Genomic DNA, 12,674 nt, shown 5'->3' on the forward strand with positions numbered 1-12,674 from the left:
GTAATGGATCAGAATCATTTTGATGAACAAACCCAAGAAGCATTAGGACAGCTATTCGAACAGTTCTGGATCCTACGGTCGAAAGAACCAAAGGCGTATCAGCGAATCCGGGAACGGGAAAAAGCGTTGAAGCGGTATGTGTCCGATAAATTTGGTTTCGATTTGATCGTCCACCAACATTTCATTAAATTGGAAAAACTACCAGTGGAAGCAAAAAAATGGATGGGCATTCAGGAGTTTTCTTCCCCGCTTGATTACTCGATTTTTTGTTGTGGATTAGCTTTTTGTGAAAGACGGTCGATTGATGAGCAATTCCTTCTATCCGATATGACAGAGGATATCCAGGATTTATACCCAGGAGAATTCCCACTCGATTGGACCAATTACCAGCACCGAAAATCACTCGTCAGAGCACTCAATAAAATGGTCGAATTAAGCTTGATCAAAACCGTCGATGGGGATATTGAGCTGTTCAAAAATCATGAAGATCACGAAGTATTATACGAGGTCACGGTCTATTCCCGTTATTTCATGCGGACATATCCGGATGAGCTTTTTCATTATGAGACGAAAGAAGAAATTTTGACCAGCGAGTGGAATCGGCATCATACCGATGAGCGTCGGAAGCGGGTCTATCGCAAACTGATGTTTTCACCCGTCGTCTACCGTGAGAGTGAAGAGGATTCGGATTTTGCCTATATACGAAACTACCGGAATCGATTGCAAGATGATTTGGAGTTTCACACACCCTTTACATTGGAAGTATTCAAAAATGCCGCATTTCTCGTATTAAATGAACGAAAACAAAAGTACACGTTATTCCCCGACCAAAAAACCATTATGAGCATTGCGCTGCATTTTCAAGCTTATGTCCGTGAAAACGTGACGGAAACATCCATTAATTCCTTTGGTGAATACAAGCTAACAAATGCGGAATATATCCAGCTGGTTGAAAAGGTCAAAGAAAAATACGGACACGGATGGAGTAAAAAATACCGGGAGATGGATCCAAAAGCTATCGCGCAAGATTTATGGCAAGTCTATAAAGAGTGGGAAATGATGGACCGAGAAAAAGATACGGATTTGTTGATCATGAAACCAGCGATGGCACGGTTAACGGGTTCGTATCCAGCAGACTTTGAGATGGAGGTGGAATGAAAATGAGCTCGAAATGGCAAATGAACCGAGCGGGCGTCTTGAATTTTTGGTACTACGATGACGAAGTTTTTGACTTCTCAGATGGAAAGTTACTATTAAGAGGAAGTAATGGTTCCGGTAAGTCCGTCACGATGCAAAGCTTTATTCCGGTATTATTGGATGGGAAGAAATCACCTGACCGCCTTGATCCATTTGGTTCCAGATCCAGACGAATGGAAGATTATTTATTAGGTGAAAAAGAAGTCGTTAACCGTGATGAGCGGACAGGTTATTTATATTTGGAATTCAAACGCACGGATATCGAACAGTACATAACAATCGGGATCGGGCTTCAGGCAAAAAGGAATAAACCGATGAAATTTTGGGGATTCGTCGTTACTGATAATCGCCGTGTCGGGCAGGACATCGATTTATTTAAATATGAACAAAATGCCGGTGAGAAGCAAAAGATTCCTTTATCTCGAATCGAATTGGAAAATTTGATCGCAGACGGCGGGCATGTTGTCCAAACCCAGACCGAATATATGGAACTCGTCAATAAGTACGTTTTTGGTTTTGAAACGATGGAAGCTTATGAAGATCTCATCAAATTACTGATCCAATTGAGAAGTCCAAAGCTATCCAAAGATTTTCGCCCGACCGTCATTTACGATATTTTGGAAGCTGCCTTACCGCCACTGACGGATGAAGACCTCCGTTACCTATCGGATACCATCGAACAGATGGATCAAACGAAACAACAAATCGAGCAACTGAAACGGGAAATGGACGCCATCCAGAAATTGAATCACGTTTACACAACGTATAACAAACGTGTGCTGGCTGAACAAGCGGATGGGATGGTCGCCGCCAATCAGCGGCTTCAACAGAATCAAATGCGTTATGATGAACTGACGGAGGAAAAAACAACCATCGATCAACAGATTGACGAGCTGACGCAATCCATCCGCGAACTTGAAATCGAACAGGAGACGTACCGGCAAAAAGAAGAGCGACTTTCTGCTCATGACGTCTGGAATATCGAAAAAGAGCGGCTGAATGAGCAAGAACGGTTGGAAAAAGAATCAGAAAATCTGCGGAAAAAGACCCAGCAATTGGAGCAGCGGGAGTCCAAGGAACATCAATTGCGTAATGAAAATCGTACATTGGAAGAAACCATCGGCGAAAAAGAAACCGAAGCAGAAGAAATGCTAGCTGAATTGGAACAAGATGCTTTAGATATTTCTTTCGATGAACAACACCAGATCAACGTGCAAGACTACGAGCGAAACCAACAGGCCGAATTCAATTTTTCGGTGTGGATCAAAGAAGCAAGAGACCATTTATCCTTTCTGGAAAAAGTCACAGACGAGTTACGCCGGTTTGAACAGTTGAAAGAAAAGATTCAAGAACGGAATAAAGAATTGGCGGATGAAGAAAAGAAATTGGACGATGTGAAAGAACAAGAGCGCCAGTGGTTTGAACTTTTCGAAGAGGACAAGTCAAAGAAATTAGCGGAAATCCATCAATGGGTTAATGACATCTCTTTGATTTCTGTTTCGGAAGAGGTGCTTCAACAGGTTTCACGTGCTGTACAGTCACTATACGAACCGACATCCTACGAACAAGTCAAAGACCCATTCAGGCAAGCCGTGTATCAAATGGAACAAAGGAAGCGGGAAGAACTCTCAAAGCTTGAATTCCAAAACAAGCAATTAACCGAGGAAATCCGTGAAAAAGAAAGTGAATTACACGAGTGGAAACTGAAAAAAGATCCGGATCCAGAAACAGATCAAATCACAAAAGAAGCAAGAAAACAGCTCACCGACCAAGGGATTCCTCACGTCCCCTTTTATACGGCTGTCGAATTTCAGGATCATGTTGAAATGGATACGCGGAAACGTCTGGAAGCGGCCTTGACGGATAGCGGTGTGCTGGATGCATTACTGATCGATGAAAGCATTAAGATTCGCCATGACCGCGTGCTGACCTCTTCACCACAGCTCATGGCGCACACACTAGCAGATTATTTGAAACCTGATTTAGAGGAATCGAGTTTGATTTCCAACCGTCAAGTCGATGAAGTGTTGCGAAGTATTGTCGTCGGTGAAGAAGCTGAAGCGGGTGTGCATTCACTGGATGAACGGGGAGGCTATCAAATCGGACTCGTGAAGGGTCATGCGGTTCCGATCGATGAAGTCCGTTTTATCGGACGGAATGCACGAAAACGATACCGCCAAGAACAAATCGACCAACTGCAACAGGAGATCAAGCAACGAATCGAGCAAAAAGCAAGACTCGACAAGCACATCGAGGAAATTCATTCGGACATTGCACAAGCCCATGAACAATTGACCCAGTTTCCGAATGATGACGATTTACACCATAATTTTAACCAAATCGCCAAACTACGCATGCAAATGGAACACCATCAATCAAGAATGAGCGATTTATCCGATCAACTGAAGGAAATTCATCAGGAATATTCCAAAGTAAAGCTCCTCGTTGATGAAAAAACGCGTACGATGAACATCGAACGAACCATGCCCGCATATCAAGAAGCCATTCGATATGCGAAAACGTATTTGGATAATTTAAATCATTTGGAGAAAGTTCACCTCAAAAAAATTCATCACCTGAGTCGAAAACAATACATCAGTGAGCAATTGGAAGAATTAATCGATGAGGTGGATGAACTAAAAGGCGAGATGAACAAAATTGATGACCGGATCAAAATGAGCGAAAAGAACCTGCAAGAAATCGAAAACCAATTGGCTCAAGCAGGTGTACAAGATATCCGCAATCAAATTGTGGAAGTGCAACAAAAATTAAAGGACATTGCAGAACAATCGACCGAATGCCAAACGACCAAGCCGAGAAAAGAAGAAGCGTTAAAATATTTAGAGGAAAAAATCAACACGGAAAAACATCAATTGCACTTTTCACAGAAAATGTTCAAAGCCTGGACTGTTACATTCGAAAAAGAATTGAACTTAGGCTTTGTCGAAGAACCAGCTGATGAAGTGGATGTTGCTTTAGCGAAGGAAATCAAAAAGCAATATGGACATTTGCTGAAAGAAAAAGATGGCAGCCATCTATTAGGTAGATTGACGGACGAATACTATAAACAACAAACAGATCTCATGGAATACCGGATGACGAGCTATGACCAGTATACAGAACCATTTGATTGGATGAAGTCGGTCAGCGATGAACAAGAGCTCCTATTCATTAATCACTGGAAGCGAGTGGCGACAAGACGGATTATTGAACTTGATTACCAAGGTAAACTCGTCAACACGTATGCGGTGCAATCACTGATTGAAGAAGACTACGCCAGACAAGAAAATCGATTGAATGAACAAGACAAACAACTCTATGAAGAAATTTTATTCAATTCCGTCGGTCAAAAATTGCGTGCCCGGATTCGCCGAGCCGAGCAGTGGGTCAAACAAATGAAGCAATTGATGGAAAACCGTAACACATCATCAGGCCTGACGTTTTCGATCAAATGGAAGCCAAGAACGGCAGAAACCGAAGAAGAATTGGATACGGTCGATTTGGTCGATCTGTTGAGGCAAGACCCACGATTGCTGAAAGATAGCGATTTAGAGAAAATCACGGTCCATTTCCGATCAAAAATTGATAAAGCAAAAGAAGAAGTCGAGAACAGTTCAGAAATGCAAACATTACTTCAAGTATTAAAAGAAGTTCTTGATTACCGAAAATGGTTTTCATTTGTTCTCTATTTCCAACGCGAAGGCGAAAACCGCCGCGAACTGACCAATCATCAGTTTTATAAATTCAGTGGTGGCGAAAAGGCGATGGCGATGTATATCCCGTTATTTACGGCCAGTTACTCCAGGTATTTGGAGGCCGCCGATCATGCGCCTTATATCATTTCGTTAGATGAGGCATTTGCCGGAGTCGATGAAAACAACATCCGAGAAATGTTCGAAATCGTTGAGACGCTTGGATTTGATTATATGATGAACTCGCAGGTATTATGGGGCGATTATGATACGATCAGTAAGTTATCCGTTTGTGAATTGGTCCGACCGAAAAATGCCGACTATGTCACCGTCATTCGTTACCAATGGGAGGGTGAAAAAATGGCACTACAAGTTGATGACGAGCAGATGAAGGTGGAAATATGATGGACGAAGCGATTGATTATTTTACCGGTGAACCGGGTTTCGCACGTCTATTTGTACGGTTCAAGGAAAAATATGAATCACTGGGCCGAATCGGTGGGACAGTGACGATTTCAGACTTCAGTGAACGTGAACTAGAGTCGGTTGCAAGATTCCTTGGCCGGACGATCAATGAGTTAAGACAAGCTGGTAAGGTTTCCCTGATTCAGTTCGAACGACAACTAGAACGAACAAGGTTTCACACGATTGATCTGTTTGATTTATTGGAAGCTTTTTTTGAGAAACCATTGCTGTCAAAAAAAGAGCAAAAACAAAGTCGGCTAGCTGAAACGGAAGCTGTGTTGTACCAGCTTCAGGAAGAATGGAAGGAACTATCCTTTTGGTTTGACTACCTTCGCCAGAAAAATGCTGATTCTTACTGGATCCATAAGTTCATTGAAGAAACGCCAAATGTTTTCCAACTCACGGTACATTGGTTAGGGAAAGCCTTTCACGAATTACCATCGAAGTACGAAAGGCTTCCGATTTTTAGCAATCGAATCACCCGGGATCCACATGCTTTTGATTTAAACACGACCGTTGGGAAACTGTGGCTCCATCTGTTGGCTGTCCATTCTGCAAAAGATTCAGAATCGGTCAACGTACCAACCGATAGCGAATCGATGAATGATTTATTATTATCGTACAATATTTTGCGCGATGATATAACGAACGCAGTGACCGTCGCAAATCTCATCGCGGAAACAAACGAAGGAATCCACCCCGTTTGGAAAGCGGCAGCTGAGACAAACAGCGTGTTAAACATTCCATTACGCGAAATGGTTCAAATGGATAGAGCGTATCCAAAAGTAGGGAATCAAGTTTGGGTGATCGAAAACTCAGGTGTCTATTCGAGTATTCTGGATGAATGCCCGAATGCTCCAATCATCTGTACGCAAGGCCAATTTAAACTGACAGCCTTGCTGCTAATGGATCTACTGGTCGATGCAAACTGCGAACTCGTATACTCCGGCGATTTGGATCCAGAGGGGGTTGGCATGGCAGCCAGATTGCTCGAACGGTACCCGAATCATTTAACGTTGTGGAAAATGGACGTTGACCAATATAGTGAAAATCAATCAGAGGTCTCACTTACAACCGAGCGACTCAACAAGCTGAATTCCATAACCGCACCAGCATTGCAGCCATTGATTGAGCGAATGAAACAGGACCAAAAAGCCAGCTATCAAGAAGCATTTATTGAAGAAATGATCGATGAGTTGAATGCCGTTTTGCCGGTTTAAGCGGGTGAATTGTCTTGTTGAAGGACTAATCAATTCAAAATCAACAAAATCATGAATGAGGTGAATCAATTGGTACCTATTTCAATGAAAGAATACTTAAGAAAAGTAGAAGGATCAAAAGCAAAAAAAGCAGAGGTAAAAGCTAGTATTCAAGCAGCTGTTAAGGACAAAAAGAAAGGTGTAACATGCATTATATGCGACCAACCCATTTGGGCGATTGGAGCAGGTACGATGGATCAAAACATGTGTTTTACTTGTATGACAGGTGAAGCAGATAGTCCGGAAGATTATGAAATAGATACAGTTTGTCCATAGGAAGTGTTTAAAATAAACTAAAAATAGATTCTTTTGCCAAAAGTTTTCCTTAATTAGTGATAAAATAAATTTATCAAGAAAAACCTTTTACAAAAAATAACTTATAATAAAATACATCACAAAAATTATTAAGAGGTGGTTTCACATGACTGCTGATGAGGTTATGAGAGAAATTGAAAGCATGGAGAACGCTGAGCGTATAAAATTGCTGAACAAACTATTTGATCAATACTTCGATAATAGACCTCCTAAAGAACAAATTATCAAAGAAAAAGATGAGTCTTTTTGGGGAAAAGATGATGAATAGGAAAGGAAAACGAGGAGAATTATGGATTGTCGAAGTCAATGGAAAAAGAAGACCAGTGGTAATTGTGACCAACGATCAGGTAGTAGCTGAGTTAGACCACGTAATTGCAACGGTAACAAGTAAATCTCCTAGAAATAACTATGATGTCGTCATAAAATATTGGGAAAAAGCTGGATTAGCTAAACCTTCTGTTGTAAGGTGCACCAAACTAAACACACTTCACTTCGAAGAGCTGTTATTTAAAATTGGAAAGTTAGAGAATAGTGATTTAGAAAATGTTTTATCCACTATTAGAAATTATTTTTAATAACTGTAAAGTAGCTCGTATTCCATTTATGGGTTGCGGGCTTATTTTTTTAACCTACAGATAAATAAAGGTAATTTTCCCTCTATTGTCGTATAAGTTAGGTATATATAATAAATTGTTTAGAAAACGACAAAGAGGGTGCGAGATGAAAATACTCATACGAGTTTCAGAGATTCTGTTAGGAATTATCTTTTTAGGAGCCGGCTTGAACGGATATGTTGTTTTGTTTGGATATGAAGAGATCATTCCAACCAGCCCTGCTGCCATGGAGTTTTTCAACGAACCGTATTTGCTGGCAATGGAGAAAGGTGTCGAAATCATCGCTGGATTCATGCTTCTCATTCGTAGGTTTGTCCCATTGGCGATCATTCTATTAGCAAGCCTTGTTGCAAACATACTGGCTTTTCATATTTTCGTTGATTCGGAGTTATTACCACTCGCCATTGTCGTTACTTTATTAGAAGGTGTTTTAGTATGGGGTTATTGGGAGCACTTCAGGGGACTGTTCGCTAGCAAGCCTACAATAAGATGATTCTACAAAACTTGAAAACCGTCCAACCGGGTTACTAGCTCAGCAGGACGGTTTTATAATCCCTACTCAAGTACCAATACCCAAACTATTATGATGACTAAGATAAGATGAAAACATATTGAAGTGAGGAAAGAGGGAGGAAACGGATTGAGTATACAATTTGAGGTGGATCGAACCATTCAAGCACCGAAAGAGGACGTTTTTGCTGGATTACTTGATTTAAAATCTGCAGAACAATGGATGCAGGGACTTGTTCGGATTGAACGATTGGATGAAGGTCCAATGCATGAAGGCAGTGCATGGTTGGAAACGAGGAAAATGTTCGGTACAGAAGCGACGGAGCATTTTAAGTGAAGAATTTGAACGAACCCGATAAAATCGTTCTCTATTGTGATGGCTCAAAAGGAACAACCGGTAAAGGTGAGTATATTTATACCTATTTACTAACTGAAACCGGCGATAAAACGGAAGTGAAATTGCATGGAGAAATCAAGGGGCTCACTGGATTCGCGAAGCTACTCGGTAAGTTAATGTCGGGGACATTTAAGAAAGCTACCGCAAAAGACATGGATGCGTTGAAGAATTACTTGGAGAACAGATCATAAGACAAGGTAGAGCGCATATGTGATTGAAACAATCGATTAATTAAAAGATAAAAGGATGTTTTGTATGAATAATATGGAATCAAATAAGGAGCAAGCGGTCTCTTTCTTGAAGCTTGTATCATCTGGATTAGTTGAGGAAGCCTATTCAAAGTATGTCAGTCCAGAATTTCGACATCATAATCCATATTTCCCGGGCAATATTGAGGCGTTGAAAGAGGGAATGGAAGATAGTGCGGTAAAGAGTCCTGATAAAATTCTTCAGGTACACCAGGCAATTGAAGAAAATAATCTTGTGATGGTTCACTCACACATCAAACAATCACCTGAAGACATTGGATCGGCAGTCGTTCATATCTTTCGTTTTGAAAAAGAACAGATTGTAGAGTTGTGGGACGTTGGACAAGCAGTACCGGAAGATTCACCGAACGAAAACGGTATGTTTTAATTTTTCAAAGGAGCGGATACACATGAAAAATGTTGAAATTGACTTCGTTGTTACGGAAAGTAGAAAGGCACTTGAGCTATATGAAAAAATCTTTGATGTAGAGCGAATCGAGGTAACCGATCTTCCAAAAGGAGAAAATGAAGTCATTTTTTCAATCTACGGCGTTCACTTTCATATGTTAGATGAGAACCCAGACTTTCATCTGAACGCCCCAAAACCAGGAGACCCCAAATCCACTTGGTTCAATATTACCGTCGAAGATATTAAGGAAACGTATGAAAAAGCAATGAATGCTGGTTGCGTAGAGATTCAGCCAGTCACGGAACTCCCTGATTACGGCGTTTCGAATGCCATGTTTGCGGATTCCTTCGGTTATATTTGGATGCTTCATCAAGTGCACCGGGAAGTGAGCTTGGATGAACGAGTGCGGTTGTGGGAAGAGAAAAAAGGTGATAAGTAAGAGAAAAAATAACAGGAACTATTGGGGTTAATATCCAAATGTTCTTGAGCCTTTTTTGGGGTTATCCTTTCAAACATATGATAAAATTATAGATAAGTTAACCAAAAATTCATACATGTTGGGGTGAGAACCTTGAGGCCACTCAGTGATGCGACAAAGAAGGAGCTTACAAAGGCATTAAATAATGAGGATTCTGCTATGTTCATTTCGGATGGAAAATTGGTTTCATTAGAAGTACACGAAAATACATCAAAATATCCCCAAATGAATAGCTTAACACATATAATTGAAAGCTATCCGGAGCTAAAAGAGTCACTTAATCGTTACAAAAATCAAACGAACATGAAGCGTTATACCGCTAAAGAGTTAAAGGAATACCGACATGACAAAAGATAACGAAAAATTTACTGTCTATTTTACTGAGGAGTTCAGCAGTAGCTTAGATAGAATACAAGCATTCTTTCTAGAACAGGGAGAAGAAGTTCTTCTATGGTGGTTTTCTATGGAAGATGTCATTATTAAAGACATCGATGAACTTCTCTCTTCTTTTCCCTACTCCGGGAAAAAAGTTGGAGTAGGTCCTTTTGAAGGATTGCGCTGTATTACATATGGAAGAAGCAGACATCGAATGTTAAATTATATAATTTTTTACGAAGTGGATGATGTTCTTAAGGAGATTAATGTTATCAATATCTTACCTGCTCGTTCCAAAAGAAGCCGTATAAGATAAATTTGTTTTGTACTTAGTGCGAGCCCATCTTTACAGATTAATGAATCACAACGCTGGTAAGGTTGTTTCATTTAATCATTAACGGTTTTAGTGTCAATCCAAATAGAAACGAACTAGTTGGATGAGAGTTTAGATAATCTAAAGGTTCTTAGCAAAGGTTTTTCGTAATACGGACTAACCTATTTGTATATCTTAGTTAGTTTTGCTTTTTATAACGCAGTCTGATGCCCTTAATATCATGATCAAACAAAGGGATCATCCCCCAAAGAATGTTCCAGATTCCGGCAAATAGATAAATAAACATGATGTCTGTTACGTCCGCTAGATAACCTCCTAAAATAGCCAATGGTGGCATCAATATCGAAGCAAATGCCGCTGTCGTTGTGAAAACCCTCCCACGATATTCGTCCTCGACCAACAAAATGATTAACGAGCTGAACAATATATTTACCACAATACTTCCTGAAGTTAATAGTAAAAAGAACAACAACGCCACATAGAATTGACTCGTCAACCCCATGCCTATAAACCCAATACCGCCAGCTACCAAGCAAAGGAAAAAGGTCATATTTATTCGGTACCGATGAACCAATTTTTCCGCAAACAATCCAATCAAAATCCCTGCTCCAGCCCCAACTGAATTCAAGAGGCCAAAATGAACAGGTCCGACACCATATTGATCATTGACAAGTACAACTAACAGCGAACCAGCAACGGTTGACATGGGGCACCGATCAAACCAGCGCCGGATGCTGTATTGACAATGCTTCCTTGTCCCTGTTTTTTCATGACTGGAACGACATATTTCAAGCCATAGAAAGATAAATTAGTTAAAAATAATAATTCGATTAATTTACAATATTCTGATGTAAAATGAAGCCAATTTTCAGACGAATGCGCCTGAATCCTTTACAATGATAATAGATCCAAAAAGGGGGAGTACCATGCTGCATAAATTAACGGAAGATCAATATACTGAACCATTCAAAAAGCCCGTTTCCATAACGAGAGTTCCACCGGGGAAAATTATAGACCGAGAAGCGGAAGATGCCGCACTTGGATCACTAGCTTTTATTGACCATGCTGTCTTGCAAAAAGGGATTACCATCAAAATGCATGAACATGTGAACGATGAAATCTTAAGCTATGTGTGGAAAGGGACGATGTATCACAAAGATTCGGTTGGCTATGAAGTGCCAATTACGCCAGGAAATTTAATGATGATGAATGCCGGTGAGAGTTTCTGGCATGAAGAAAAGGTCAAAGAAGGCGAAGTGGATATGCTTCAAATTTTTGTTCGGCCAAGGGAAACGGATATGGAGCCAGAGATCCAATTTCATCAAAAACCCGAAAGAAACGATGATTGGTATCTCATGGTTGGCCCAGAAAATAGCGAAGCACCGATGTTTGTTCGTAACCAGGTGTACATCTATGACATTCACCTGAAAGCAGGAGATCAAGTCAAGGCTCCGCAAATTAAAGGTTATCAGCCATTTTTATATGTCATGGATGGATCAATCGAAGTCGGCGACCAAACCCTACAACGAAGAGAAGCAGTGACAGACTCAGATGAGAAGTTGCCAACGATTTATGTGGAGAAGGATGCTAGTTTGGTATTGTTTCTGACGGATTTGGATACTGAAATGTCGATGGCTGGGACGATTAGTGGGGTGAAATCTGAATAGAGTTGGATATTTCAATCTCTTCTTGCAGTAGGGAAGAATCAAATGTAGGTTCTTTTACTACTGTTAGTCTCCACATCAAAAGTATGCTAATGAATCCCATGACAGAAATCATAGACGTCATGACAATAGCAGGGAGCCATGTGCTGATGATTAACAAGATGCCAGCTGTACTCACGCCCAAAATCGCAGCAATATTATAGATGGCCATATAGGAGCTTCGTTTATTATCTGGAATACTATTTGCGAGCATCGTTTGAATGATCGGCGCATACATAATTTCGCCAACGGAGGCAATCAACATCGCTCCTAAAACGACCCATGGAATTGTTTGATAACTGATGATTACATAGCCAATAAAAAAAGAGTGCTAATCCAGTCATTAATACGAATTTCTCATGATAATGGCTGACCATCCAAGCGATCACTAGCGTGCATGAAACCACGATCAGAGTATTGACCGTTTTCAGCATCCCAATTAAATTAACACCGTCTACTTCAAAAGAAAAGTAGGGTAGAAGTGGTGTGGGATCACTGATTTCATTGTCCATTCGTACTCCAATATAGTTGGTCAGTTGTTCCTCGACAGATACAAGTAAAAAACCAGCAATCGTCAAAATTAAAAAGAAACGGTTTGATACGACAGTTCGAAATGCTTTTGTCAGATGTCCGGACGGCTTTTGTTTGGTTATTGAAACTGTGTCGACCATTATCTCA

General features: G+C 40.5%; 16 protein-coding genes and 1 pseudogene. 13 read left to right on the forward strand and 4 right to left on the reverse strand.

The window, feature by feature from the left end; all coding sequences use genetic code 11:
- Positions 1 to 3 precede the first annotated feature (3 nt).
- From FPQ10_RS08790 to FPQ10_RS08835, 12 genes are all read left to right on the forward strand, one after another.
- Positions 4 to 1,158, forward strand: coding sequence for a TIGR02678 family protein (locus FPQ10_RS08790; RefSeq protein WP_144163090.1), 1,155 nt, complete (start codon positions 4 to 6; stop codon positions 1,156 to 1,158).
- Between the two features lie 2 nt (positions 1,159 to 1,160).
- Entirely contained in the window at positions 1,161 to 5,294 is a 4,134-nt protein-coding gene (locus FPQ10_RS08795) for a TIGR02680 family protein (RefSeq protein WP_186278622.1), read from the forward strand.
- Entirely contained in the window at positions 5,294 to 6,574 is a 1,281-nt protein-coding gene (locus tag FPQ10_RS08800; protein ID WP_186278623.1) for a TIGR02679 family protein, read from the forward strand. Before FPQ10_RS08795 ends, FPQ10_RS08800 begins: the two co-directional genes overlap by 1 nt.
- Positions 6,575 to 6,643: 69 nt before the next feature.
- Positions 6,644 to 6,889, forward strand: a complete 246-nt coding sequence (locus tag FPQ10_RS08805; RefSeq protein ID WP_144163097.1) for a hypothetical protein — start codon at positions 6,644 to 6,646, stop codon at positions 6,887 to 6,889.
- A gap of 145 nt (positions 6,890 to 7,034) precedes the next feature.
- Entirely contained in the window at positions 7,035 to 7,196 is a 162-nt protein-coding gene (locus tag FPQ10_RS13095; RefSeq protein WP_186278624.1) for a hypothetical protein, read from the forward strand.
- Entirely contained in the window at positions 7,189 to 7,503 is a 315-nt protein-coding gene (locus tag FPQ10_RS08810) for a type II toxin-antitoxin system PemK/MazF family toxin (RefSeq protein ID WP_144163099.1), read from the forward strand. The genes FPQ10_RS13095 and FPQ10_RS08810 overlap by 8 nt, the downstream gene beginning before the upstream one ends.
- Before the next feature lie 145 nt (positions 7,504 to 7,648).
- Positions 7,649 to 8,035 carry a hypothetical protein gene (locus FPQ10_RS08815; protein WP_144163101.1) on the forward strand — a complete coding sequence of 129 codons (387 nt, stop codon included), beginning with the start codon at positions 7,649 to 7,651 and terminating at the stop codon, positions 8,033 to 8,035.
- Between the two features lie 147 nt (positions 8,036 to 8,182).
- Complete coding sequence (locus FPQ10_RS13345; RefSeq protein ID WP_246569275.1) at positions 8,183 to 8,389, forward strand: SRPBCC family protein; 207 nt, start codon at positions 8,183 to 8,185, stop codon at positions 8,387 to 8,389.
- Positions 8,386 to 8,640, forward strand: a complete 255-nt coding sequence (locus tag FPQ10_RS13350) for an SRPBCC family protein (protein ID WP_246569276.1) — start codon at positions 8,386 to 8,388, stop codon at positions 8,638 to 8,640. The genes FPQ10_RS13345 and FPQ10_RS13350 overlap by 4 nt, the downstream gene beginning before the upstream one ends.
- 64 nt (positions 8,641 to 8,704) lie before the next feature.
- Positions 8,705 to 9,085: a nuclear transport factor 2 family protein gene (locus FPQ10_RS08825; RefSeq protein WP_144163103.1), complete on the forward strand. Its 381-nt coding sequence runs from the start codon at positions 8,705 to 8,707 to the stop codon at positions 9,083 to 9,085.
- Positions 9,086 to 9,107: 22 nt separating this feature from the next.
- Positions 9,108 to 9,545, forward strand: a complete 438-nt coding sequence (locus FPQ10_RS08830) for a VOC family protein (RefSeq protein WP_144163105.1) — start codon at positions 9,108 to 9,110, stop codon at positions 9,543 to 9,545.
- A 382-nt stretch (positions 9,546 to 9,927) separates the two neighbouring features.
- Positions 9,928 to 10,275 (forward strand): type II toxin-antitoxin system RelE/ParE family toxin, encoded by a 348-nt coding sequence (locus tag FPQ10_RS08835; RefSeq protein ID WP_144163107.1) that lies wholly within the window; start codon positions 9,928 to 9,930, stop codon positions 10,273 to 10,275.
- Positions 10,276 to 10,471: 196 nt separating this feature from the next.
- Here FPQ10_RS08835 and FPQ10_RS08840 read toward each other — a convergent pair whose 3' ends face one another.
- Entirely contained in the window at positions 10,472 to 10,999 is a 528-nt protein-coding gene (locus FPQ10_RS08840; RefSeq protein ID WP_144163109.1) for an MFS transporter, read from the reverse strand.
- Positions 10,999 to 11,094, reverse strand: a pseudogene (locus FPQ10_RS13355) (oxidoreductase); the annotation flags it as partial. The gene FPQ10_RS08840 and the pseudogene FPQ10_RS13355, both read right to left, overlap by 1 nt.
- Before the next feature lie 125 nt (positions 11,095 to 11,219).
- Here FPQ10_RS13355 and FPQ10_RS08850 point away from each other — a divergent pair.
- On the forward strand, positions 11,220 to 11,960 hold the full coding sequence (locus FPQ10_RS08850) for a pirin family protein (protein WP_186278625.1): 741 nt from the start codon (positions 11,220 to 11,222) through the stop codon (positions 11,958 to 11,960).
- Here the strand turns inward: FPQ10_RS08850 and FPQ10_RS08855 are convergent.
- Both FPQ10_RS08855 and FPQ10_RS08860 read right to left on the reverse strand, forming a co-directional pair.
- Positions 11,938 to 12,261, reverse strand: a complete 324-nt coding sequence (locus FPQ10_RS08855) for an MFS transporter (RefSeq protein ID WP_216687495.1) — start codon at positions 12,259 to 12,261, stop codon at positions 11,938 to 11,940. The two genes, FPQ10_RS08850 and FPQ10_RS08855, sit on opposite strands and share 23 nt — an antisense overlap.
- Complete coding sequence (locus FPQ10_RS08860; protein WP_144163115.1) at positions 12,197 to 12,667, reverse strand: MFS transporter; 471 nt, start codon at positions 12,665 to 12,667, stop codon at positions 12,197 to 12,199. The genes FPQ10_RS08855 and FPQ10_RS08860 overlap by 65 nt, the downstream gene beginning before the upstream one ends.
- Positions 12,668 to 12,674: the final 7 nt, after the last annotated feature.

This window comes from Allobacillus sp. SKP2-8 (genome assembly GCF_007559355.1).
Taxonomy (GTDB): domain Bacteria; phylum Bacillota; class Bacilli; order Bacillales; family Alkalibacillaceae; genus Allobacillus; species Allobacillus halotolerans.

Coding starts and splice junctions, on each gene's coding strand:
- FPQ10_RS08850 (WP_186278625.1), top strand. CDS start 11,220: ATGCTGCATAAATTAACGGAAGATCAATATACTGAACCATTCAAAAAG.
- FPQ10_RS13095 (WP_186278624.1), top strand. CDS start 7,035: ATGACTGCTGATGAGGTTATGAGAGAAATTGAAAGCATGGAGAACGCT.
- FPQ10_RS08835 (WP_144163107.1), top strand. CDS start 9,928: ATGACAAAAGATAACGAAAAATTTACTGTCTATTTTACTGAGGAGTTC.
- FPQ10_RS08855 (WP_216687495.1), bottom strand. CDS start 12,261: ATGTTGATTGCCTCCGTTGGCGAAATTATGTATGCGCCGATCATTCAA.
- FPQ10_RS08830 (WP_144163105.1), top strand. CDS start 9,108: ATGAAAAATGTTGAAATTGACTTCGTTGTTACGGAAAGTAGAAAGGCA.
- FPQ10_RS08840 (WP_144163109.1), bottom strand. CDS start 10,999: ATGTCAACCGTTGCTGGTTCGCTGTTAGTTGTACTTGTCAATGATCAA.
- FPQ10_RS08810 (WP_144163099.1), top strand. CDS start 7,189: ATGAATAGGAAAGGAAAACGAGGAGAATTATGGATTGTCGAAGTCAAT.
- FPQ10_RS08790 (WP_144163090.1), top strand. CDS start 4: ATGGATCAGAATCATTTTGATGAACAAACCCAAGAAGCATTAGGACAG.
- FPQ10_RS08860 (WP_144163115.1), bottom strand. CDS start 12,667: ATGGTCGACACAGTTTCAATAACCAAACAAAAGCCGTCCGGACATCTG.
- FPQ10_RS08815 (WP_144163101.1), top strand. CDS start 7,649: ATGAAAATACTCATACGAGTTTCAGAGATTCTGTTAGGAATTATCTTT.
- FPQ10_RS08800 (WP_186278623.1), top strand. CDS start 5,294: ATGGACGAAGCGATTGATTATTTTACCGGTGAACCGGGTTTCGCACGT.
- FPQ10_RS08825 (WP_144163103.1), top strand. CDS start 8,705: ATGAATAATATGGAATCAAATAAGGAGCAAGCGGTCTCTTTCTTGAAG.
- FPQ10_RS08795 (WP_186278622.1), top strand. CDS start 1,161: ATGAGCTCGAAATGGCAAATGAACCGAGCGGGCGTCTTGAATTTTTGG.